The 23712-nt window shown below is 43.2% G+C and carries 23 protein-coding genes; 4 read left to right on the forward strand and 19 right to left on the reverse strand.

The annotated features are described in order from the left end of the window. Position 1 precedes the first annotated feature (1 nt). From I5907_RS01020 to I5907_RS01055, 8 genes are all read right to left on the reverse strand, one after another. Positions 2 to 958, reverse strand: coding sequence for an MBL fold metallo-hydrolase (locus I5907_RS01020; RefSeq protein WP_196988892.1), 957 nt, complete (start codon positions 956 to 958; stop codon positions 2 to 4). An 11-nt stretch (positions 959 to 969) separates the two neighbouring features. Next, on the reverse strand, positions 970 to 1482 hold the full coding sequence (locus tag I5907_RS01025; RefSeq protein WP_196988893.1) for a hypothetical protein: 513 nt from the start codon (positions 1480 to 1482) through the stop codon (positions 970 to 972). A 352-nt stretch (positions 1483 to 1834) separates the two neighbouring features. Continuing rightward, positions 1835 to 2866 carry an alpha/beta hydrolase gene (locus tag I5907_RS01030; protein WP_196988894.1) on the reverse strand — a complete coding sequence of 344 codons (1032 nt, stop codon included), beginning with the start codon at positions 2864 to 2866 and terminating at the stop codon, positions 1835 to 1837. 119 nt (positions 2867 to 2985) lie between these two features. After that, positions 2986 to 3864 carry a plastocyanin/azurin family copper-binding protein gene (locus I5907_RS01035; RefSeq protein WP_196988895.1) on the reverse strand — a complete coding sequence of 293 codons (879 nt, stop codon included), beginning with the start codon at positions 3862 to 3864 and terminating at the stop codon, positions 2986 to 2988. A gap of 255 nt (positions 3865 to 4119) precedes the next feature. Next, the gene (locus I5907_RS01040) at positions 4120 to 5334 is read right to left on the reverse strand and encodes an alanine dehydrogenase (RefSeq protein ID WP_196988896.1); all 1215 of its coding nucleotides are present in this window, start codon (positions 5332 to 5334) and stop codon (positions 4120 to 4122) included. 114 nt (positions 5335 to 5448) lie between these two features. Continuing rightward, on the reverse strand, positions 5449 to 5886 hold the full coding sequence (tsaE, locus tag I5907_RS01045; protein WP_196988897.1) for a tRNA (adenosine(37)-N6)-threonylcarbamoyltransferase complex ATPase subunit type 1 TsaE: 438 nt from the start codon (positions 5884 to 5886) through the stop codon (positions 5449 to 5451). 48 nt (positions 5887 to 5934) lie between these two features. Beyond that, a complete protein-coding gene (locus tag I5907_RS01050) occupies positions 5935 to 6219 on the reverse strand; it encodes a hypothetical protein (protein ID WP_196988898.1) in 285 nt (94 codons plus the stop codon). 292 nt (positions 6220 to 6511) lie between these two features. Further along, positions 6512 to 7813 (reverse strand): hypothetical protein, encoded by a 1302-nt coding sequence (locus I5907_RS01055; protein WP_196988899.1) that lies wholly within the window; start codon positions 7811 to 7813, stop codon positions 6512 to 6514. Positions 7814 to 7917: 104 nt separating this feature from the next. On the opposite strand from I5907_RS01055, the gene I5907_RS01060 reads away from it, so the two are divergent. Next, positions 7918 to 8358, forward strand: coding sequence for a DUF6157 family protein (locus tag I5907_RS01060; RefSeq protein WP_231401923.1), 441 nt, complete (start codon positions 7918 to 7920; stop codon positions 8356 to 8358). A 150-nt stretch (positions 8359 to 8508) separates the two neighbouring features. On the opposite strand, the gene guaB is transcribed toward I5907_RS01060, so the two are convergent. The 4 genes from guaB to folB all read right to left on the reverse strand — a co-directional run bounded on the left by guaB (position 8509) and on the right by folB (position 11687). Continuing rightward, positions 8509 to 10008 carry an IMP dehydrogenase gene (gene guaB, locus I5907_RS01065; RefSeq protein ID WP_196988900.1) on the reverse strand — a complete coding sequence of 500 codons (1500 nt, stop codon included), beginning with the start codon at positions 10006 to 10008 and terminating at the stop codon, positions 8509 to 8511. Positions 10009 to 10282: 274 nt separating this feature from the next. Beyond that, entirely contained in the window at positions 10283 to 10543 is a 261-nt protein-coding gene (locus I5907_RS01070) for an acyl-CoA-binding protein (protein ID WP_196988901.1), read from the reverse strand. Between the two features lie 15 nt (positions 10544 to 10558). After that, the gene (locus tag I5907_RS01075) at positions 10559 to 11314 is read right to left on the reverse strand and encodes a hypothetical protein (protein WP_196988902.1); all 756 of its coding nucleotides are present in this window, start codon (positions 11312 to 11314) and stop codon (positions 10559 to 10561) included. Between the two features lie 16 nt (positions 11315 to 11330). Beyond that, on the reverse strand, positions 11331 to 11687 hold the full coding sequence (gene folB / locus I5907_RS01080) for a dihydroneopterin aldolase (protein WP_196988903.1): 357 nt from the start codon (positions 11685 to 11687) through the stop codon (positions 11331 to 11333). A 200-nt stretch (positions 11688 to 11887) separates the two neighbouring features. Here folB and I5907_RS01085 point away from each other — a divergent pair, with 200 nt between their 5' ends. Further along, positions 11888 to 13219, forward strand: coding sequence for an FAD-binding protein (locus I5907_RS01085; RefSeq protein ID WP_231401924.1), 1332 nt, complete (start codon positions 11888 to 11890; stop codon positions 13217 to 13219). 65 nt (positions 13220 to 13284) lie between these two features. Here the strand turns inward: I5907_RS01085 and I5907_RS01090 are convergent, their stop codons facing one another. The 5 genes from I5907_RS01090 to epsC all read right to left on the reverse strand — a co-directional run bounded on the left by I5907_RS01090 (position 13285) and on the right by epsC (position 17831). Further along, complete coding sequence (locus tag I5907_RS01090) at positions 13285 to 13641, reverse strand: hypothetical protein (protein ID WP_196988904.1); 357 nt, start codon at positions 13639 to 13641, stop codon at positions 13285 to 13287. 159 nt (positions 13642 to 13800) lie between these two features. Beyond that, positions 13801 to 14754, reverse strand: coding sequence for a thioredoxin-disulfide reductase (trxB, locus tag I5907_RS01095; RefSeq protein WP_196990966.1), 954 nt, complete (start codon positions 14752 to 14754; stop codon positions 13801 to 13803). Between the two features lie 315 nt (positions 14755 to 15069). After that, on the reverse strand, positions 15070 to 15966 hold the full coding sequence (locus I5907_RS01100) for a DUF4249 domain-containing protein (RefSeq protein WP_196988905.1): 897 nt from the start codon (positions 15964 to 15966) through the stop codon (positions 15070 to 15072). Positions 15967 to 16042: 76 nt separating this feature from the next. After that, positions 16043 to 16957 (reverse strand): cysteine synthase A, encoded by a 915-nt coding sequence (cysK, locus tag I5907_RS01105; protein ID WP_196988906.1) that lies wholly within the window; start codon positions 16955 to 16957, stop codon positions 16043 to 16045. A 64-nt stretch (positions 16958 to 17021) separates the two neighbouring features. Further along, positions 17022 to 17831, reverse strand: a complete 810-nt coding sequence (epsC, locus tag I5907_RS01110; protein ID WP_196988907.1) for a serine O-acetyltransferase EpsC — start codon at positions 17829 to 17831, stop codon at positions 17022 to 17024. A 259-nt stretch (positions 17832 to 18090) separates the two neighbouring features. On the opposite strand from epsC, the gene I5907_RS01115 reads away from it, so the two are divergent. Together I5907_RS01115 and I5907_RS01120 are read left to right on the forward strand one after the other, a co-directional pair. Further along, a complete protein-coding gene (locus I5907_RS01115) occupies positions 18091 to 18564 on the forward strand; it encodes a 23S rRNA (pseudouridine(1915)-N(3))-methyltransferase RlmH (protein ID WP_196988908.1) in 474 nt (157 codons plus the stop codon). A gap of 80 nt (positions 18565 to 18644) precedes the next feature. Then, entirely contained in the window at positions 18645 to 19286 is a 642-nt protein-coding gene (locus tag I5907_RS01120) for a rhomboid family intramembrane serine protease (protein WP_196988909.1), read from the forward strand. Positions 19287 to 19430: 144 nt separating this feature from the next. Here I5907_RS01120 and tilS read toward each other — a convergent pair whose 3' ends face one another. Together tilS and I5907_RS01130 are read right to left on the reverse strand one after the other, a co-directional pair. Continuing rightward, entirely contained in the window at positions 19431 to 20780 is a 1350-nt protein-coding gene (gene tilS / locus I5907_RS01125; RefSeq protein WP_196988910.1) for a tRNA lysidine(34) synthetase TilS, read from the reverse strand. Between the two features lie 160 nt (positions 20781 to 20940). Next, positions 20941 to 23430: a DUF5686 family protein gene (locus I5907_RS01130; protein WP_196988911.1), complete on the reverse strand. Its 2490-nt coding sequence runs from the start codon at positions 23428 to 23430 to the stop codon at positions 20941 to 20943. Between the last annotated feature and the right edge of the window lie 282 nt (positions 23431 to 23712).

The raw sequence follows: 23712 nt of genomic DNA on the forward strand, positions 1-23712 counted from the left end.
ATCAAAAAAACATCACCCTCCCCTGTTCAGGAAACAAATATTGTACACCCGTTGTATTCGCGTCTGATAATTCTTTCTGTATAATGGCCTCTGCGTTTTCTGCAGGTTTTATGTGTGTAATAACAACATTCAAATGCTTCATATACACGCTGCCGGCATAGCCTGCTAAAGTATGCAGCTCAGCGGTAAGCAGAGCAGGCGTAAGGTGGCCAAATAATTTATTGAGCGGCTGTGCATTTGTGTAAGACACTTCAATGAAAATACCTTTCAGCTTGCCGGCCGCTACCAGCGGAGCTACAGTTTTCCACAACACAGAAAGGTTTTGCGCATGCTCTATCGTATCTGCCCCGGTATCTCCCAGGTACAGTAAATAATTATCTGCATGCCTGATGAGAAAAGCAGTGCTTTCAAAAGGTTTACCATGGCTGAGTGAATATGCTGTTACAAACATATTTGTACCGGCGAGTGGTGTTTCTTTCCCCTCCTGCAGGGATGCATAATGGTATTTATTGAGTAAAGGCTTTTCCCCGGCGTCTGTAAAATTTGCCCAGCTTTTCCAGGTAAAATAATTGCTCTTTAAAACATCGAGACAATAATCCATGCCATAAATATTTTTTGCAGTATCATCCGGCGAGTTGATAATAAGCCCAGCAAGATGATCGAGGTGCGCATGCGAAATACAGTAACCCTTTATGTTTTGCTTCAACACAGTAGTTACGCTTCTGCCAGGGAATAAGCCGTTATTAACCGACTGCTGAATGCCTGCATACAAAGTGCCTGCATCAAAAGCTATATAATCCGTTGTTCCGGCTGCAGCAACCATATAGGCAGATAAATTACTTTCATCAAGCCCGCCTTTTACACCTAACGGAATAACCTGGAATGCCGGCTCCTGCGCAGATGCATTCAATATCCACGCTACGCAACACAACAGGTACAACAAAAATCTTTGCATCATTTTAGATTATGTTATTTACAATCTATTCTTTTATATACCTGTGTAAATTGCACTTCTGAAGGATTTTTAAACACAAAACGGTTGTCTTTTTCCACCATCTCTCCAAAACCTTCTGTAAGGGTTTCACCATCGAGTTTAAACATTACCTGTCTTGCAGATAAGGTTCCCTCTGACCTGAATGTATAGTTAGCTGTAAGAATGTTATTGACCAGTAACCCTTTAAACTTGCCTTTGTTATCATCTTTTTCATACATATTGTATTCAAGTTCGCCAAAGACAAGCGTATCCTTAATGTTTAGTTTAATATAGACGGTATCTCTTTGTACAACACTGCGAAAACATACCTGGCCCGGCAGTGTAATATTATTCGTAGTTGAAGTGTCTGCATTGTTGTTATTTGCCGCAGATGTACCGGCCGGTTCATTTACCAGCGATGTGGAATCTTCATGAGCACTTGTCTGCCGGTCGCCGTTGTTGCATGCCATAACGGTAGCAACCATCAAAAACAATAAAACCTTTTTCATACAATTTATTTGTGCGAAAATAACAAAGAGAATACCAAATAAAATGGCAGGAGCAATAAGTATGAAGGATCATGTAGCCGGCAGCGGCGCAGGTGGCATCGCCTGTTGCCACGCTCGGTTCAGGGTTCCTCTTTTATGGCAGCTGCAGTTCGCGGTTTAAACTGCGCCATGCAACAAACCAACGCTCATGCATAAGAGATGTGTATCAGAAAAACAGGAGATCTTTCCTACCCGAAGATGACAACTGGGGACTTATGCCCAGGTCTGCGCATTTGTTCAAAAAGTTTCAACAGTTGAAGAGTGCGACGCAAGGGACGATGCCACAGCCACTATAGCCGGGCTCACAAAAAAATCAATGCCGCAATTGCACGCTGTTGTCTATAACAATATCCTGTTGCTTCTGCAAACCCAGTGTATGCTGCATAAATTCGTCGATTGCAAGTTGCACACTGCGCAGGTCTTTTGATTTTATATAACTGCCCAGCACATGATCGCCGGTATTTGGCAATGCTTTTTTCTCCTTTTTTACAGAAGACACTTCGTCAAACATCTTAAGCATGGCAGCTACACTTACCACACTATCCTGGTGTATGGAGTCTTTGTAGTAGTAAAGCAGGAGCAATGGCTGCGTAACCTTTTGAAATGTTTCTTTGGTCATGGTCGTTTCAAGCAGTTCCTGCAACTGTACCGCTGCCTGCAAAGGATAGTGGTGGTACCAGTAGGCTTTGAAGATATCCCGGTCATCGGAAGATGTAACATGATCATCACCTGTAATGGCTTTTGCAATCTGCAAACCCCAGGGATTGTTTAGCAGGTATGCCTTGTCGTTAAAGATGGCCACGTTGGGGCTCATGAGTACGAGCGCATCTATATCTTTTGGAAAAGCAGCAGCAAGCTGCAAGGCATTTGTGCCACCGGTAGATGTACCCATAATGATTACTTTATCACCAAGTTGCCTGCCTATGGCAAGCGCCTGTTTGGCAGATTCCCAGTACGATTGCGGTGTCAGGTTGATCATCGGTTCTGCCGTATCGAGCCCATGCTCTGAAAGCCTTGCCAGGTAAAGGTTATAGCCATATTCTTTTGCAATGGTGGTATGTATGGGGTTGCCCTCTTCAGGCGATGCTGAAAAGCCATGCAGGTAAACAATGGCATACGGTGTCTTTTGCTTTAGTGAATCATTGGCCCATATGATCCGGGCTTCATTACCGGGCTTAAGCTTATGCACGGATTCATTGCTGCGTACAAAATGTTCCAGTGTTGCGCTTTGTGCAGGTACCGCAGGCATAGCCAAAGAATATTCCGGTGTTTCAGGGCTGGGGCCTAAGAGGTAGATGATACCCAATATTAATATTATAACAAGCAGCCATTTCAGAAAACGCATACAAATATTTTGAAATAAATCTAAGTAAATTTTTTACTGTTTCTCTCAACACCGTAATGGTATTGCAATAAAAAAGCTGCCGGTTTTTTGCGCCGGCAGCTTTTCATTTTTATAGTTCTCTATTTCATCATAATGGTGTGTTTCTCTGTTTTTGCACCCAGGGTACACACAATATAATACGTACCCGGAGGCATGCCTCCCATATGTAAGTGCCCGTTGTTGATTCCTTTTGTGGCATACATAGAAACTTCTTTTACCAGTTTACCGGTTTGGGTAAATAACTTTACACGCATGGCTCCTTCTGCTCCGGCACTAAACTGTAGTAACAGGTGGCCTTCTTTTGAAACCGGATTTGGGCTCAGACTGGTTACCAGTTTATCATCATTCACATTGCGCGTTTGCATTAATATGTTCGAATACTCTGCATTGCCTTTTTTATCAACCATCTTTACTTGGTAATACACGTATTTTTCTTTTGCATCATTATCTGTGTAACTATATGCATTACCAGCAGATGGCAGAATGCGTTTAATTTCCCGGAAGCTGTTGCCATCTGTACTGCGCTCTACAGAAAAATACGCAATATCTGCTGCTGTTTTTGTTTTCCAGTTTACCTGTGCCTGCAGGTCATTACCACTAAGTGTAATATCACTCAGTCCGGCGCTCAGCGCTGCTGTTACCCGAATGGTACCATTCATACCTATTACACCATGTGGGGTGCATTTATACTTATACGTACCGGCCACCCGCAGTACATACCTGAAACTTTTATGCGCAGAATCCATTATGCGGTCCCATGCTACTGCACCGGCCGGAATAGTTACAGAAGTAGTGGTATGGTTACCATTTTTCCAGACAAACTGTATCGTATCCATCACTTTTGCATTCACCGTTTTAGGCTGAAACTGGAAATCGGAAACATTTACTTTGATGATCGTAGCAAAAGCGGCAGAAAAACTGCACATAAAAAGCGCAGCAATAAACGTAAACTTTTTCATGGTTGTATTTTTTAGATTTATGACAGGCATTATAAAACAGGTAAGTGAAACTTTGAATAAGCTGTTAGTTGTTGATCAATACGTATATGACCGAAACATACATAAAAGATATAATGTATATAAAGCTGCCGGAAGAAAGGGCTGCTGAAAAGGCAAAATAAGGTGCTGAACCCGCATAAAATTTATAAGGGCAAAAACGGGCAGTTAATTCGGGCCGGCTAAATGCCAGCACAACATCATTACAGTTGAAACATGTTATCGCCTGCTTGCAATAAGCAGGTTAAGATCGGTAAACTTTAAATCGAAACGCTGACTGATGTAAAAATTGGTAAGATGGCCCTTGTACATGTACACGCCATGCCGCAGGTTAAAGTTGTGCCATATCATAGCGTCCAAACCGCCTTCATCACTGGCATCCAGTAAAAGCGGCATCAATACATTGCTGATTGCATGGCTGGCGGTTCTTGCAAAACCACTCGGTATATTGGGCACACAGTAATGAATAACTCCGTGCTTTTCAAATGTAGGGTGCTGATGTGTTGTTATCTCGCTGGTTTCAAAACAACCACCACGGTCTATGCTCACATCAATAATGATGCTGCCAGGCCGCATAGCCATTACCATTTCTTCTGTTACAACAATCGGGCTGCGGCCATTTTCGTTACTCAGTGCGCCTACAGCAACCTCGCAGGTTTTTAATTGTTTGGCAAGTATACGTGGCTCCAGTACACTGGTCCATACCCGTACACCAAGGTTATTCTGCAGGCGCTTTAAACGGTAAACGTTGTTATCAAACACTTTTACTGATGCACCCATGGCTAGTGCAGTTCTGGTGGCAAACTCACCAACCACCCCCGCGCCGATAATGATCACTTTTGTAGGCGGAATACCACTTATGCCACCCAGCAAAACACCTTTACCATTGTTAGGGCTGCCCAGGTACTGGCCGGCAATCAGCATTACGGCACTGCCGGCAATCTCGCTCATACTGCGCACAATCGGGTATGTACCGCTGTCGTCTTTCAGGTTTTCAAATCCAAAAGCTGTAATGCGCTTCGCCATCATTTGTTCAATGATGGTTTTCTTCAAAACAGAAAGATGAATAGGAGAAATGATCGTCTGGTTCATCTGCAGGTGCGGAAGATCCTGCTCTATAACAGGCGCACTTTTTATCAGTATCGGCGCTTTATAAACTTCTTCTTTTTCGTAAGCAATTCTTGCACCGGCATCACTAAAATCCTTGTCAGTATATTTACTTCCCTCACCGGCTTTTGTTTCCACAATTACTTCATGTCCGTTATCAACCAGTACACCCACGGCATCAGGTATAAGCGCCACACGGTTTTCCTGGAAAGCCGTTTCTTTCGGCAAACCAATATGCAGGCTTGCACGCTTTGATTTTATGTCTAATGTTTCTTCTAACGTCTCGTAGCTGAAAGATGTACTTACAATAGGTTTTGATGTAGCCATTGAAATGGTTTGATATTTACCGTTTAAGTAAAATTAAAACAAAATTATTCACAGAAAGATTTTATCGTACCAGCAGCAGAACACTGTGGCATCGCCTGTTGCGTCGCAAGCACTTTATCGTTCGGAACTTTGGGCATCTCCGGTGTCCGTGTACATGCTTCTTGTATTTTCATCTACCAGCGAAAGGTAGATACGCAGTGTATCATCGGGCAACAGTCCGGGTGCCTTACCGGGCCATTCCACCAGGCACAAATGGCCGCTCAAAAGGCAATCTTCAATACCTGCCTGTATCGCCTCTTCTTCATCTTTCAGCCGGTACCAGTCCATGTGATAAATGGAACCTGCCATCCCGCTTTTATACTCATTAACAATAGCAAATGTGGGGCTGCTCACTGCATCTTTCACCTGCAAAACGTCACAGAGCGCATGTATAAAAGTTGTTTTGCCTGCACCCATCTCTCCAAAAAACGCCCATACTTTGTGTTGCTGATGGTTTTGCCACATATCCCCGGCAACCTGTAAGATGTTTTCCCTGCTAAAATTTACTGTCATTACAAATAAATAAAATTCTCAAAGCATTTATTACGGTTATGTATAATACTAGAGTAGCGCCTGTACAATAGTTCGCCATTCCTCTTCTAATGAAGTAGCTGGCCTCTTACTGTTTGCCCTGCGGTACCAGTAGTCAGCATTCCACGTGTCTCCTTCTTTCCTGTGCAAATATGCATGCACCAGGCAGGCCTTGCTGTCGGTAAGGCTGTCAACAAGGCTGTGCGCTGTAGCCCAGTCTCCAGCAGCATCATACCACAACGAGTTTAAGCAGACTGAAAGACCAGCAGGTAGTTGCTTGTCTTTTACACTGTGCACAAATGCGTCGAAATCCATAAAGTAGTGTTTTTGCCAAAATTAGGCTATAACACTTTTGCACCATTCAATTACAACTGCGGTGAAAAATCACATTGCGCGGTGTGAAAAATCACATCGGAATATGTGAAAAATCACATTTTTTGAAAGGAATGCGCGGCGTAGTATTGCATTGTCCTTTTTTCAACCACCCAAACACGATTTATATTTTGTAGATCAACCGTTGTGAATCTGTGAAAAACACCATTTTTTCCTTTACCACAGATTTCCCAACTATTTTTCCACCATACCTGCTTATTTGTTGCTGTTACACCTATTTATTAAACTCAATAATATGTGCAGAAGCATAAATACTTTTATCAGGTTTTATATATTTTACATATAACCTGGCTTTCCTGCCCAGGTTCATACAGGTATGATGATTTTTTATATCTTCTTCTGAATCGAGCGGCTGCAGTGAAGGATACCAGAGAAAATAACCCGGCCTGTCAAGCAGCAACTTTGGTGTTGTCCATTGTTGCGCATTATTACCCGCACTAAAGTCTTTGTTTTTGTTGAAAGAGATGTAAATACTGCTGCCTGCCCAGCTTGGCCCGGTTACATGCCCCATAAGCATCACCCAACATTCCAGGTAATTGTTCCAGCTTACGGAAGGCCCCCAATGAAAACCGCCCTCCGGTGAAGAAGCCGCACTGCCACCCTTATCCATCGGTATTTGCAACGCTGCAACGGGTTTACCGGCGCCGTTCCACGGCGCATTAAAGTTTGTGCCATCCCAGCGCTGCGCTTTTCCCTGCGGGTTATCAAGATCGTTTAGCGCTATACGTGCAACGCTGATGCATTGACCACTCCATTCTGTCTGCCTGTTATAAGTGGCAGAATCATATACCTGCGGGTAGCTGTATTCACCAAAGAAAAGGTACAGGTAATCGCCCGACCTTACGGCCGATGGATCCCCGACACCGCCGGCAAATGTGTTGGAAGTATTGTGTGGTTTCAAGATCATCCGGGGCTGCAGATCTTCAATAAACAATCCTTTGTTTTGCCAGCTATGCCCGCCGTCTGTTGATTTGGCTATACCTATACGGCACACCGCCGCAGGTGAAGTGGTGCCCTGCAAACCCTGTGGCCACAGGTAGTTTTTATACCCCTGCCCTGTTGCACTGTCGTAAGGCAGGTTTTGCGGGTAGTTCTCGTTGTGGTAAACCGCGTATAATGTTTTGCCTGACTGATCTTTATCACTCTGGTACACGGTTTCAAACCACATGGCACCATGGAAACCAGTGTCTCCTCTTTTGGCTACGGGTGGTAAAAGTGGCATATGAAAACCTGTTGAATCTGCAGCAAAAGCTTCTGCCGCATTGTGCCCGTCTGCAAAACGCAGGTCGTGTGCATTTCCCCACAGCGTATCTTCTCCATACTTACCGGGGAAAATTCTGAAGGTATCTCCTATCCACGCTTCGGCCATGTTACAATCAACAAAAGAGTTAAACAACACCGTATCTGCATTACTTAAAACAAAAGACGGGTTTACATCTTTTGCTATTGTACCCGTGTTATTATTACAGGCTGCAAAACATAATGCAGCCAATAGTGCAAGGTTTCTTTTTTTCATGTGGCAAATTGTTGTGCTTATATATGTGCATGAAATTAATATTTATTAGAGAAGATTGAAGCCTGTGTAAAACATAATCCTGCAAAATAATTGTGTACGTTAGCATGAACAAACCGGGTATGGGTATAGAAAACAAAATACATACAACAAATTATGTTGACACCTTTATAGAAGTTGCAGAAGACTGTCCTGCACAGGTAAGCCAAATACCCAAAGCAAGAGGTGATACAAAAACAATTGCTCAAATGCAATACGACCTTATTGCCAAAAACCCTTACAGGTTTACATCTGACGATGTTTTGTTTACAGTGTATGCCATGAAAAACGACCTGACCAAAGCTGAATATAAAAATGCAAGGGTGTTGTTTTTTTCAAAAGGCCAGCCGTGTATGAGAGCATCTCCGCTTACCAAACGCTTCGGTTTTGGTGTACATGCAGACAAAGAAGGTAAAATTGCTTTGTATGGTATTGAAACAAAAGCTTACCAACAATTTTTGAAAGACCATTCTGTAAAAAAAATAAAAGCAATGCGCACTAAAAAGTAATGTATGAAAGAACATGCACCGTTGTAACCGGGGCTGATGAATACAGCTCTTCAGTACAAGAGTGCGACGCAACAGGTGATGCCATACAATACAAAAGCCGGGCACATAATATTTAATTAAGCCCGGCTTTTGCATGTTATAAACACAGTTTTATTTCCTGCTGTAGTTTGGTGCTTCTTTGGTTATCTCAATGTCATGCGCATGGCTTTCCCGCATACCTGCATTGGTGATCTTTACAAATGTTGACTGTTGTAATGCTGCAAGGTCCTTTGCACCGCAATAACCCATGCCTGCACGAAGACCGCCTACAAACTGTGCTACCACTTCGTTCAGGTTTCCCTTGTATGCCACACGCCCTTCGATACCTTCGGGAACCAGTTTCTTTATACCGTCTTCCACATCCTGGAAGTATCGGTCGCTGCTGCCCTGCTGCATGGCACCGATGCTGCCCATGCCTCGATATTCTTTAAACTTACGGCCCTCGTAAATAATGGTTTCACCGGGGCTCTCTTCTACTCCTGCAAATACACTGCCCATCATAACAGTAGATGCACCGGCCGCTAACGCTTTCACCATGTCGCCGGTATAGCGGATGCCTCCATCTGCAATCAACGGCGTGCCTTTTTGCTTCATGGCGGCAGCTACTTCCATAATGGCTGTAAGCTGCGGCACGCCTGCACCTGCAACAATGCGGGTGGTGCAGATAGAGCCCGGGCCAATACCAACTTTTACTGCATCGGCACCGGCAGCAACCAGCGCTTTTGCACCTTCGCCCGTTGCTATATTGCCGGCAATAATCTGCAGGTCTTTAAAATTTTTACGCAATAGTTTCACGGAATCAATGACACCTTTTGTATGGCCGTGTGCGCTATCGAGCGTTACAACATCAACACCTACTTTTTGTAACGCTTCTGCCCTTTCCAGCAGGTCTTTGGTTATGCCTAAAGCGGCACCCACGAGCAGCCTGCCCATTACATCTTTTACAGCATTGGGAAAGTTGCTCAACTGTAAAATATCCCTGTAGGTAATCAAACCGATCAGCTTGCCTTTTTTATCTACCACAGGCAGCTTTTCAATTTTATATTGTTGCAGAATTTTTTCTGCTTTCTTCATATCAGTGCCCTGTGGCGCGGTGATAAGTCTTTCTTTGGTCATTACTTCTTTTACCTTGGCCTGTTTGTTTGTTTCAAAACGCAGGTCGCGGTTTGTAAGAATACCAACCAACACATTATTTGTATCAATAATAGGAATACCACCAATTTTATTCTCTTTCATCAGGCGCAGTGCATCGCCAATTGTAGCATCATCATGTAGTGTAACGGGATCAACAATTAAACCGCTTTCACTTCTTTTTACCTTACGCACCTGCTCTGCCTGTTTTTCAACACTCATATTTTTATGCAGTATACCAATACCACCTTCTCTTGCAAGTGCTATGGCAAGATTGGCTTCGGTAACGGTATCCATAGCTGCAGACAGCATGGGCACATTAAGCGTAATGTCTTTTGTAAGATTTGTTTTGATATTTACTTCGCGGGGAAGTACCTCGCTGTAGGCAGGCATCAGTAGCACATCATCGAAGGTTAAACCTTCTCCAAAAAAGCGGGAACCGGTTGACTTGTTGCGTTGGGAGTTATTTATTGTTGCCATGTGCAAAGATAGCGCGGCAGGTAAATTGCTTCAAAATATTTTTTTGTTAATGGCCTGAAAGCATTGCCACCATTGAATTTGGGGTTTTTATTTTTTGTAACCAGCTGCATTGCTGCTATGAAGCTGCGGTTGTGTCACTCACTTGTACGTTCCGCACCATATGCAACACTGCTATGCGAAAGCGCTGATCATTTACCTGCACGATAAAGCAATAAAACAAAAAAGGGTTTTAAATGCTGTGCATTTAAAACCCTTTTGCCAATACAGTGTAATGTTAGCTTTTCAATTTTTGAACAAGATCAACATAAGCCTGCATAGCTGCTTCTTTCGATTTGCCTTTCAGCTCGCTCCATGCATTGAATTTTGCTTTACCCACAAAATCGAATGGATTGGCGGGTGCATTATCTTCAGCAGCATCGCCTTCGGTTGCCTGTTTGTATAATGAATATAGCTGCAGCAAAATTTCATTGGAAGGTTTTTCACTCAATGTTTTGCTGTTTGCCACAGCTTGTTCAAACTGTTGTTGTAGTTCCATATATGCGGTGTTTATTTATTGAATTTTTGCCAGCATTTGTCTGCCTTCTTCTTTCAGCGCAGCATCGTCGGGTGTGCGGTTGGGCAACTTTACCAGTTTATTGAGTACGTCCATTTCCTGCATAGGCCTGCTCTTGGATTCGTATGCTTTTGCAAGATCAAGATAGTTTCTTACAAAATACATATCCAGTTTGCGGCATTGTTCCATGTAGTATACAGCACTGTCAATATCAGCCTTTGGCAAACCTCCTTTTATAGCTTTCGCTGCCGCTTTTTTTATCCAGGACAGGTTATCCATTTCCAGGTGCCATTTGCCAAGCGTGTAATTTGCTTTGGCATGGTCAGGGTTTAGCCTGATGGCTTTTTCGGCATACTTCTTTGTATCTCTTGCGTATGCCAGTATCTGCCTGTTATCATCAGCCACTTCTGTCATTTTACCAGACACCATGGCAATGGCGTAACAGGCATCGGCATTGTTGGAGTCAACTGCGTAAGCCTGCAACGCAAATTTGTGCGCGGCACTATAATAATTTGCCTTTGCGGCCTCCTCTTTTTGCCGCATACCCATAGCACAGTTGATCTCTGCACACTTAACCAGCGCCGTAATATTTTTCGCGTCGAGCACGGTAACCTGCTCATATTTTTTATACGCGTCTGCTTCCTTTAACTGCTTCTCCAGGTTGGATGCTTCTTTTATGAGCACATTTACATCCTGCGCTGCAACACTTAAACCTACACAACATACCCATACAATTATACAATACTTCATCATAGATTATTAAGCTGTTTTATTGTTTCTTCAATACGCACTTTACACCAACACTTCCCTGGAATGCAATAATAGGCGGATTTAACTTGGTAACACTCACACTCACTTCTTCGGCCTGTGAAAATTTATTCAAAATTTTTGTGGCAATGGCGCTGGCTACTGTTTCCAGCAGCGGCTCGGGCTTTTGCATCAGTTCGTTTACGAGGTTGTAAACAACCGAATAATCAATAGTGTCATCAATATGTTGTACGGGAATTTTCTTTGGCAAATGCTGTACGGTAACGTTTACTTCGTAATCTCCGCCAATCTTCTTTTCTTCTTTATACAAACCATGAAATGCATGAAACCGCAGGCCTGTTAACTCTATTGTAAGCATGCGGCAAAACTAAGCTGAATAGGAATATGAAAAAACATGCGCCGTTGTAACCGGGGCTGGTGAACAAAGATCTGCAGTACAAGAGTGCGACGCAAGGGACGATCAGCAGCATTACAGGTGCCGGGCTCAAAAAAACATTCTGTCTGCATTATCTGCCAATGTTTATCTTTAATTAACGAGTTGAACCAACTGTTTTTGCCATGAAAAAGAGAACTTTTTTAAAATTAACTTCTGCATTAATGACAGCACCTTTAACAGCACCCCTTGCATCGTGGATGCCGGGCGGGAGATTGAAAAACTGGGCAGGCAATCTTACATACAGTACCGATAAAGTTTTTTACCCGACAACCGTGGAAGAAATACAACAACTTGTAAAGCGACTTGACAAAGCTAAAACGCTTGGCACAAGGCATTGCTTTAATGACATAGCAGACAGCACACACAACCTGGTATCTACGAGAGAGCTGAATAAGATCGTTTCATTAAACGGGCAGGACAAAACCGTAACCGTTGAAGGAGGTATAAAGTATGGTGAACTTGCACCCTACCTGGAAGAAAAGGGTTTTGCGTTACACAACCTGGCCTCCCTGCCACATATTTCTGTTGGCGGTGCTATAACAACCGCAACCCATGGCTCCGGTGTAGGCAACGGCAATCTTTCTTCAGCAGTTACCGCTATTGAATTTGTAAGTGCAGATGGCACATTGCATACATTGTCAAAAGCAAAAGACGGCGACAAGTTTAACGCGGTGGTTGTGGGACTTGGCGCTATTGGTGTAATAACCAAAGTAACGCTACAGTTACAACCAACCTTTGCTATGAAGCAGTACGTATACGAGCATTTGCCAATGCAGGCACTTAAAACAAACTTTGAACAGATTGTTGGTGCCGGCTACAGCGTAAGCCTTTTTACGGACTGGCAAAGTGATACGATCAATGAAGTTTGGATTAAAACAAAAGATACAGATGGCTTTAGTGCGCCGCCAGAATTTTTTGGCGCTAAAGCTGCGACAAAGAATATGCATCCCATCGCCACACTGTCTGCAGAAAACTGTACCGATCAAATGGGTGTTGCGGGGCCATGGTTTGAAAGAATGCCGCATTTTAAAATGGGCTTTACACCCAGCAGTGGTGTGGAATTGCAGGCAGAATATTTTGTTGCAAAGCAGGACGCTGCAGAAGCGATCTTTGCCGTAGCAAAACTCGGAAAGCAGGTAGGCCCGCATCTTTTTATTACGGAGATACGTACCATAGCCGCAGATGATCTCTGGATGAGCCCCTGCTACAAACAGGATTCGGTAGCTATTCACTTTACATTGAAACAGGAAATACCTGAAGTAATGCGGTTGTTACCCGTGATTGAAAAAACACTCGCACCATATGATGCAAAACCACACTGGGGAAAGTTATTCACTTACAAGCATAAAGATTTACTCAGCCGTTATAAAAAAATGACTGCCTTTACAGCAATGGTAAAAGAATACGATCCAAAAGGCAAGTTCAGGAATGCATACCTTGAGCGCAACGTATAAAGTGTGCGCCACAAAAAAGGTCCGCTGCAAGGCGGACCTTTTTTTATACCTGGAAATTGTATGTTTTACTGTTCTGTTTCGGCAAATACCTGTTTGGCTTTATCAAATCTTTCCCTGAAGTCTATGTACCGTTTTTGCAGTGAAACATGCTCCTCATCTGCGGCGTTGGCCTGCCGTGCATTTTCTTCATCGCGCATAAACGCTGCAATATTCATTTTGTGCAGGTGCATTTCATGTTTTAGTTCATCTATCTGCCGGCGAAAATCCGCAAACTGTTCTTTTGATTTGTTTACAAAGCCGGTTGTTTCAGCATCCTGCTTTTTTGCAGCCAGTTCTGCGAGGTGATCATCAAAGATCCGGAGTACAGTAATGTCTTCATTCATTTCTGCTATCCAGAGCCTGTAGCGTAAATGCAATTTCATAAGCGATGTATTGCCTGCCATACGAGGTGTTTTGTTCATAACAAATTTAACTGAATGGTTAGTATAACCATCACCAATAAAAGAAAAATATGTGCCAGTTGTAAAAATAAAAAAGCAGCCTGTTAAAGCTGCTTCTTCTTCATTACGATTGTCTGTATGCTACACCAATCCTTTTGCGCTTAAATATCTTTCTGCATCCAACGCTGCCATACAACCGCTACCTGCTGCCGTTACAGCCTGGCGGTAAATTTTATCCTGTACATCACCTGCTGCAAATACACCTTCTACATTTGTTTTAGAAGTGCCGGGCACTGTTTTTATATAACCGGCTTCATCCATGTCGAGAAATGATTTAAAAATACCGCTGTTGGGCTCATGGCCAATGGCCACAAAAAATGCGCTTACCGGGACCGTTTGCTCCACACCGGTAACGTTATTTTTGATACGCACAGCTTCTGTTTTCGTTTCACCAACAATCTCCAGGGTATCGTTGTTCCAGTATATTTTGATGTTGGGTGTGGCCTTTACCCTGTCCTGCATGATCTTACTGGCTTTCATACCATTTTCGTCTTTTCTAACGATCATGTGCACGGTGCTTGCCAGTTTGGACAGGTATAACGCTTCTTCACACGCCGTATCACCGGCACCTACAATGGCCACTTCTTTACCACGAAAGAAAAACCCATCGCATACTGCGCATGCGCTAACACCATAACCGTTGAGGCGTTGTTCGCTTTCAAGCCCCAGCCATTTGGCTGATGCACCTGTTGAAATAATTACTGCATCTGCTTCTATCCATTTGCCTTCATCTATCTGTACTTTATGTACCGGGCCGCTAAAGTCTACCGCTGTAGCCAGGCCATAACGTACATCTGTGCCCATGCGCAGTGCCTGCTTTTCAAAATCTACCATCATTTCAGGGCCCTGTATTCCTTCAGGGTAGCCGGGATAATTTTCAACCTCTGTTGTAATAGTAAGCTGGCCACCGGGTTGAATACCCTGGTACAACACCGGCTTCATATTGGCACGTGCTGCATAAATAGCAGCAGTATAACCAGCCGGGCCGGAACCTATAATTAAACAATGTACTTTTTCTGTAACGCCGTTTTCCATATCGTATTCAATAATTTTTTGTTTACAAACTGTTGTTCTTTGAGCATCGCCTGTTGTGTCACTCACTGCACCGTTCCGTTTTTATGGCGGCTGCAGCGTAGCGTATCAGCACCTGCTAAATGGCACTATACATTACCTGCAGGTATAAACCGCGAAGCTATGAAAAGATGACTGCTGCTTTGCAGTACAAGAGTGCGACGCAACGGAAGCCTGATACCTGCACTGCAGCAGGGTTCATAATGTCTTTCTTACTTATAAAGACGGCAAAGTTACGTTGTGCTTACATAATAAATAATGCTGCAAAATACATCTGCATTACTTGGGGATAATGAGCGTTTTGTACTGCACCGCATAACCGCTGAAGCCACCCAGTGCACCGTTACTGATGTTTCCCAATACTTTGCCCGGTGTAGAAAACGGGTTGCCATTGCTTTGCCACGCAAACTCCCAGGTGTTCCAGAAAAGATAGGTAGCGCGGTCTATATTGCAGTATTTGAGTGTTACAGTATCTCCCCTGTGTACAAAGCCATAACTCTCCTGCTGAATGGGGTCTTCGAGACTGTTTTTATCCCAGCCCGCATCAAACTGCAGGGTAACGGTTATGCCATCTACCACCTGGTCATCAAAAACAGAATTAAGACCTGGCAGAAAACGACCATTATTTACACTTGTAAAATAGCGTACATAATTGCCTAGGCCCGGCGGGTCGGTTACCGTAAGCATTAAAGCACACAAAGTAGTGTCTTCTACAAAAGGAACGGGCTTCCAGAATAAGGAGTCAACCGTTTTTGTAAGCCTTGGAATAGTAGTGGTGGAGCTGTATGTTTCTCCGTCTTTGGTGGTAACATTGAGCGTATACGTTTTGTCCAGCTCGCCAATCAATATTTGAGCGAAATCGCTGCTGTCGACAGAATAATAAAAGAGCGTGAACCCGCTGGTATCTGTAATGCTATACTCTTTCAGCGTTACCGTTTGGGTACCATTACCAACGGTAACTACTGCATCGTGCACAAAAGAATTTGCCAGTTCTTCCGGTGAAATCGTATTGAAATAGTTGAGTGAAGTAGAAAGTGCGACCAACGGTACACCATTGTTCTCAATGCTTGCATCCACCACCAGTTTAGGTGCCTGTTGATTGATGTTGATCTTTATCTCTTTTTCACAGGAAAGCAGCATACAAAAACAGGCTGCCGCAACGAGGTAATACTTCATGATGCAAAAATATATTTTACCGCTGAGACATTACAGAATAAGCGATGTGCTCCGTTTTGTCTCAGCGGTTTTGCATTTACGCGAAGAGCCCATCAATACTCAAATATCTTTCACCTGTGTCGTAATTAAATATCAGCACCTTGCTGCCTGCAGGTATTTCAGGCAATTTTTTAGCCAGTGCGGCCATCGTGGCGCCGCTTGAAATGCCCTGGAAAATTCCTTCTTCCTTTGCGGCACGTTGTGCATACAGGAAAGCTTCATCTTTACTAACCTGTATTACCCCATCTAACACAGAACTGTGTAAATTGTTTGGCACAAAACCTGCACCAATGCCCTGTATGGGATGCGGGCCAGGCGCGCCACCGCTTAAAACAGGCGACAACTCCGGTTCTACTGCGAAGACTTTCAGGTTAGGAAATTGTTTTTTCAATGTTTCTCCTACGCCGGTAATGTGACCACCGGTACCAACGCCGGTAATGAGGTAATCGAACCCTTCAGGAAAATCTGCAAGTATTTCCTGTGCCGTTGTTTTTACGTGCACATCAATATTGGCAACATTATCAAACTGCTGCGGCATCCATGCATCAGGCGTAGAGGCCACCAGTTCTTTTGCTTTTTCTATAGCGCCTTTCATTCCTTTTTCGCGGGGTGTAAGTTCAAAAGTTGCACCGTATACACTCATTAGCCGCCTGCGCTCCACGCTCATACTTTCAGGCATTACCAGTACAAGCTTATAGCCTTTCACTGCTGCCACTATTGCCAGGCCAATACCTGTGTTGCCGGAGGTGGGCTCTATGATCACACTGTCTTTTTTCAGCAGCCCTTTTTGTTCTGCATCTTCAATCATAGACAACGCAATGCGGTCTTTGATGCTACCGCCCGGGTTTGCTTTCTCAAGCTTGCTCCACACTTCAATATTTGATGGATAGAGTTTGTTTACACGTACGTGCGGCGTATTGCCGATCGTTTCTAAAATATTGTTCGCTTTCATTCTTCAAAGTTTTTCAATTGTCTTAACCATTATAAGTATAAATATGTTGATGGGTTGTTGCTTTTTATATGATAAAATTCAACGGCTCTTCAAAATCTTTGCGGTCGTTAACGATCGTCTGGTTTTTATGGTACACCACACTAAAGGGCGGTACACTTTGCGTAACCCAGGTATTACCGCCAATGATGCTGTCGTGCCCAATACTTGTATTACCACCCAATATGGTACTACCGGCATAAATGATCACATTATCTTCTATGGTAGGGTGGCGCTTTACCTGTGCATCTTCTTTGCGTACGGCCATGGCACCCAGTGTTACACTCTGGTATATTTTTACGTTGTTGCCAATTTTTGCAGTTTCACCAATTACAACACCTGTTCCGTGATCAATAAAAAATGGTGAACCAATTGTAGCACCGGGATTGATATCAATACCAGTTTTACTATGTGCCCATTCGCTCATAAACCGCGGAATAAGCGGCACTTTTGCTTTATAAATAACATGCGCCAGGCGATGTACCATGATAGCATAAAAGCCGGGGTAAGAAAGAATCACCTCTTCCAGCGAGCTGGCTGCGGGGTCAAAATCAAGAATAAGGTTGGCATCTTTCAGCAGCAGATCTTTAATGCCTGCCAACGCTGCAAATAACTGATCTGCCACGGCATCCTTGTTAAGCTTGTCGCCGGTATCTACTGATTGAAGCAGCCGCATAAAATGTTCTTTCAGTTTATACATCATGCTTTCGTGGTGCTCAATAAACATATCCGGCTCATCCGTTACCGGAAACAAATAAGCCATTAATTCATCTGTAAATGTGTTGATCTCTTTAACCGATGGCAGGTGCCTTGTAAGAATATAGCCGGGGTATTCCATTCAGGTATCTTTTAAAAAATAAAAACCCTTCTTTGTTGGAGAAGGGAATAATTATGCTTTTATAATTACACACGCACTTCTCTGTTTACGGAGTAGCAATACAACAACAACAGTTAACAGGTGCATGCATGTTTTAAAATTAATTGACGACAAAATTAGTAGACTATTCTGATTTCAGAAATAAATATACTGAAATAACATTTTGCTGACATTTGAAGCCGGGTTTAAATGGAAGGCCGTTATATAAAAAGATTAGGGGATGAAAATATTATTGTGTTCTACAGGCAAAGCGCATGAGCCTTATATAAAACACGGCGTGGAAGATTTCACCCATCGCATCGGCAAGTATTTCGCTGCCGGGTGGCAGGTTATTGCACCGCCGAAAAATGCTGCCGCATTGTCTGACAACGAACTGAAAAAACAGGAGGCGAAAGCAATACTCCAGGTTCTTTCAAAAGATGATTATTTAATTCTCCTCGATGAGCGTGGCACGCAACTTTCTTCGCCCGATTTGGCAAACTTACTACAGCAACGCGCCAATGAGCGCAGTAAAAGACTGGTATTCCTTATCGGTGGCGCATTTGGTGTAGACGCCACCGTAAACGACCGCGCAAATTTTACCTGGAGCCTCTCCAAGCTTGTTTTTCCACATATGCTGGTAAGGCTTATCCTCGCAGAACAGGTGTATCGTGCATGTACAATTTTAAAGAACGAAAAGTATCACCATTCATAATCAATAAAGGCTTTACACAATATTCACAGGCGGTTTTTGGTTCATTAGGGTATATTTACGGAGCCTTAAAGCAAAAATCAATGGAAGTCACCATCACGATAATGGTTATTACCTGTATTGTTTCGTTTGTAGCTTTTTCTGATGAAGCTATAAAGAACAAACTCATTTTTTACCCGCCTTATATAACTGAACGCAACCAGTGGTATCGCTTCTTAACTCATGGTTTAATACATGCAGACATTGCACACCTGGCGTTTAACATGATCTCGTTTTACTTCTTTGGGCGCATTACAGAAGCTGCATTCAAAAGCATTTTTGAACAAACCGGTGCATTGTTGTACATACTCATGTATTTGTCAGCCTTAATTGTAAGTGAGCTGCCCAGCTATAACAAGCATAAGAATAATTATGGTTATGCAAGCCTTGGTGCATCCGGGGCTGTTTCTGCGGTTGTATTTATTGGCATATTGTTAAGACCGGCAGACGGCATTACCATATTCCCGATTCCAATCCCCATTCCGGGTTTTGTGTTCGCACCACTGTTTATCATTGTTTCCGCTTACCTTGACAAGAAGGGCAATACCAATATTGGCCACTCCGCACATATTTGGGGAGCACTTTACGGTCTTGCGTTTATGATTGTAACCTGTTACTTCCTCAGCGATTACAGGCCGGTATCTATTTTTATTGAAGAGGTTAAAAATTATATCAACAATTTTTAGGGGCCGGGCATCTGCCTGGGCATTAAGCTTCCGTTGCGTCGCACTCTTGTACTGTATAATTTGCTGCAGCAACGATACTGCATATTAAGCAGCGGCTGACCTCGATGTTGCAAATGAAAAAAACAGGGGTCTGACAACGTCTAGTCAGGTCCGGGGCTCAAAAGCAATAGAAACAGCGGTTTTGGTGTGCGTGGTAATTTTAAAGCGGTCATCTATCCTGTAACCGATAACCCAGACAATCCGTTTATCAGATTCAATCACCCACACTTTTTCTTTTTCTGTTTTTGACAATTTATTATCTATAAAAAACTTACCCAATTTTTTCTTTTTCTGCATGCCAAGCGGGTAAAAATAATCGCCCTGCTTCCACTTACGCAGTAACAGCGGCAACTTTAGCAAAGCCGCATCTACATTTACCGCAAGTGCTGTTGTTTGTGTTACTGACTGTGGTTTTGTTACCTGCCCGAAAAGCAGTACCCCATGCTCAAAATGTATGGGGCCGGTTAATTGCCCTATCACAATATTTGCGGCAATTTCATTTTGTACCGGCGCTATAATCAGCCATTGCCTGTTACGGATGATCCTGTGGGTATCGCTTGTTATAAAACTGCCGTTAGATGCTGTAAAAAGCTTGAGTACTTCATTAACCTGTGCACTGCCAAAACCGAAGTCCCTGATAATTTCCCAGGTAATGGTTTGCAGCGGTTGTGCCTTTTGCCATTTCAATATTGGTACATGCCATTCATTACCCTTTTGCTCCGGCAGTTTTGCTTTGTGCAGCTTTACAGCCTGCATATAAAGATCTTCAGCCTCGCTAAAACGCTGAATGTTTGCCAGCAGGTTATCTTCTACGTTGGAAAAAACCTCTTTAATGGCGGGCAAAAGCTGCAACCGAAAATAGTTGCGGGTGTATTTATCTGTGGAGTTGGAAGAGTCTTCTACCCATGTTAAATTGTTATCCTGCGCATAAACAACAACATCGTTTCGTTTGGCAAACAGCAAGGGGCGTATTATGTGCCTGCTGGTATCGTTTACAGGCATACCTGTTAAACCATGCAAACCCGTTCCGCGAAAAAAATGCATGAGCAGCGTTTCAATATTATCATTTGCATTGTGCGCAGTTGCAAGTTTTGAACCTGCAGGCAGCTCTTTTTTCAGCAGTGATGCAAACCATTCGTAACGCAGGTTGCGGGCTGCTTCCTGTATAGATAGTTTGTATTCTGCAGCGTACGCTGCGGTATCGAATTTCTGTACAAATACCTTTTTATTGTACTTCGTCTGTAACGATCGTACAAAGGTTTCATCTCTGTCGCTTTCCGCGCCACGCAGTTGAAAATTAACATGCGCAATAAGAAAATCAAATCCTGCTTTAGCACACAGATCGGTTAATACAACGCTGTCTATGCCACCGCTTACGGCCAGCAGTAATGTTGTTTGTGCGGGCTGCAAATGAAACTGCTCTTTTAGAAAATGCAGGAACCTTGGTAATAACATGCGGTAAAAATAGAAGGAAAGTTTGAGTTTGCAGGTTTCAAACTGTTTGCACAGGACCTGTGTTGAAATGCAGTATCGTTGCTGCCACCGCTTATGGCGCACAAGAGTGCGACGCAACAGGAGCTCAATAGTTGTTCCAATGCCCGGCTCCCCATAAATCTTACAATGTAAACCTGAAGCCGCCGAAAACACCAAAACGTTGCTGTTTCACATCCGGCAGAGGCCGTGGCAACACACGCCATATAAAATCGATGCGGAAGAATTTGAGGATATTATCAATACCGGTTCCCACCTCCATATAAAGGTTGCCGTCGAGCGATTTGAATGGCGCACCGGTAACAAAATTGAGCTGCTTATTGGCATTGCTAAGATTGCCTGCAACCCCTTTTACCTCCCAAAACTGCCTGAGTTTAAGTTTACGTGTAATGGGTATGTACCTGAACAGTCCACTGCCAATATTGTGCTCGATATTAAAGCCAGCATAGCGGTCGGTAAGGTATTCAAAACGGTTCATGAGATTGAATGAATGATAACTGTAGTAGTACCACTCATTGCCCGGCTGGTGTACCAGCATCTGGTAAGGCAGCGTACCAAATACTTTGCCCGCAAAGAAATTGTAACGCAGTGTGCCGTATGGCGGAATTTTGAGGTAATCAGAAATACTCAGATCGATTTTATTATAATCGTAGCTGCTGTTGAGTACGCCGCTGAAGCCATGTGTGAAGACTAGTTGCACAATGGGGTACTGGCTGCCAAAACTGGAACGATCAAAATTGCTTTCCAGGAAACGCTCCTGGTATGCATATCGTAACCTGAGACGTGTTTCAAAAGAGTTAAGCGGCTCGCCATCAGTTGTGGGAAAAGCGTCCTTGCCAGGCAGATTGAGCAATGCTTTGTATTGCCTGCTGGAAAGCGTTAACCCAACGGAGAAATTCTTATTGGTTTCGGTAAAATACTCGAGTTTCTTTTCTGTTATCTGCTGAAATTTAAATGGCACATTGGGTTTACGTGCAAATACAGCAAATACGTTATCGCTGCCCAGCTGGTCGTACACAACCTGGCCATTATCCAGATCACTTTTGTAAGAGGCAAGCAGGTAGCTCCATGGCTTTCGGCTAAACTGGTACTTTATTTCAGCCTGGCCTTTGTATTTTTTATCTGTAAACCCATAAGCCAGGTAACCGTGCAAATACCAGTGCTGGCTAAAACCACGATTGGTAGACAGATCGAAACGTACCCTTGTACCCTCCCACCTGTTGCCGGAAAACCAGTAATACCATGGACCAATAACATAATTGCCAATATACTTTGTACCGGTGGTAAGAAAGTCTATTGAATTTTTATAGAAAAGAAAAGTTTTATTGTTCTCGAGTGTATCGAGCAGTTTATAAATGTTTTGTTCGTTTTTGTTGAGGGGCTCGAAACGGTGCTGCACCCAAAAAGAATCTGGCAGGTCTGTGGTATTTGGAACGAGGATGATCTCTTCATTGCTTTTACCTTTATTTAGTTCGTTGATCACTGTGCTGCTGTTGATCAACACATTTCTGTAGGTGGTGGTTTTTCTTCCTTTAAAACCGAGGCGGTTGGCACCAACCGGAGCAATATCAACCACGAACTTGTCTTTATACAAAAACCACGAAGAATCGCTTACCAGTTTATACTCCTGTATCAATGTAAGCCCCGTAACAAAGTTGATGTTTGCATCGAGTGCCGGCCGCAGGGTAACTTTCTGCACCGCAAATGTTGTATCATGTATCCAGCTATCACCTTCAAAAGTATTCTCACCTACATGTTTAGGTTTAAATTGAAAATGCACCAGCCTTCGGCCGCCCAGGTATTGTGTATCGAGTAATTTGAAGTTGTAATAGTTGTCTGCATTATCACTGAAAGGCGAAATAAAAGATTTATCCAGCACAGGAATAAGGTTGCTGTACACATTTACATTCTGGTAGGTTGCACCCAGTTGTTTCATCCAGCTTTCGTTGTTGAACCCGCTTGCATTGGTGGCCTTGATTACTTCTCTTGTACGGTAAGGTTTTTTCTCGTAATAATAATCAGAGATTGTTTCAGTAAGGTAAACCGGCAAAAAAGGGTCTTTTTCAGAAGACGTGTCGGTATAGTCAAAAGCGAATTTCAGCGGCTTTAGTGCAAAGTTCCGTTCCAGTTTATCCCTGTTTACTTTATTAAGATCCAGTTCGAGCTTGTTGTACACTTCATAGCCAAAGTTGCTGTAGTTGGAACGGTCATTAACTGGTTTCTTTGAAATGATTTTTCGCCAGAACCAGAGCGCCCTGTTGTATTTGGCTTTTACAACAGCCTCATTTTTGGGTGCCTCAACTTCTATATAAATGGTAACAGATGCAGAATCTTTCAGCAGTGCAACGGGGATTTCAGCTATTTTATAACCAACGTTGAGTACCTGCAGTGTGTCGCCTGCAGGCCATGTGTTTAATGAGAAGGAAAATTTCCCTGCAGAATCCGTTATCATACCGCGGCCGCTAACCTTAAACACCACAGATGCATAAGGTATAGGCTCATCACTTTGCTTATCCAATACAATTCCGCTCAATGTCTTCGACTGCGCATGAATGATGTTTACATACGCCGTTAGCAACAAAATAATCAAACCCAGCTTTTTCTTCAATGCCATACAAAACCAAAATTAGTCCAGTTAAAAAAAGGAATCTCAACTCTTTTACATACGGCAGGCAATTACAATTAGTTTAACAATGGGTGTTATCATCCATCGATCTACGATTCTTATTGCAGAGCAGGTTTTGAATGAATGTGTAAAAATAGTAATACTTTGGCAATGTTGTTGGCCAGGGCAGTCAAGTGGCAAGCTTAACCCGGCAGCAAAATAACGGGGCTAAGAAAAGCTCATCGCATCTTATACATGCTAAAAACTGCTGATGATAAAGTCTAAACTATA

The organism is Panacibacter microcysteis, assembly GCF_015831355.1.
GTDB classification, from domain to species: Bacteria; Bacteroidota; Bacteroidia; order Chitinophagales; family Chitinophagaceae; genus Panacibacter; species Panacibacter microcysteis.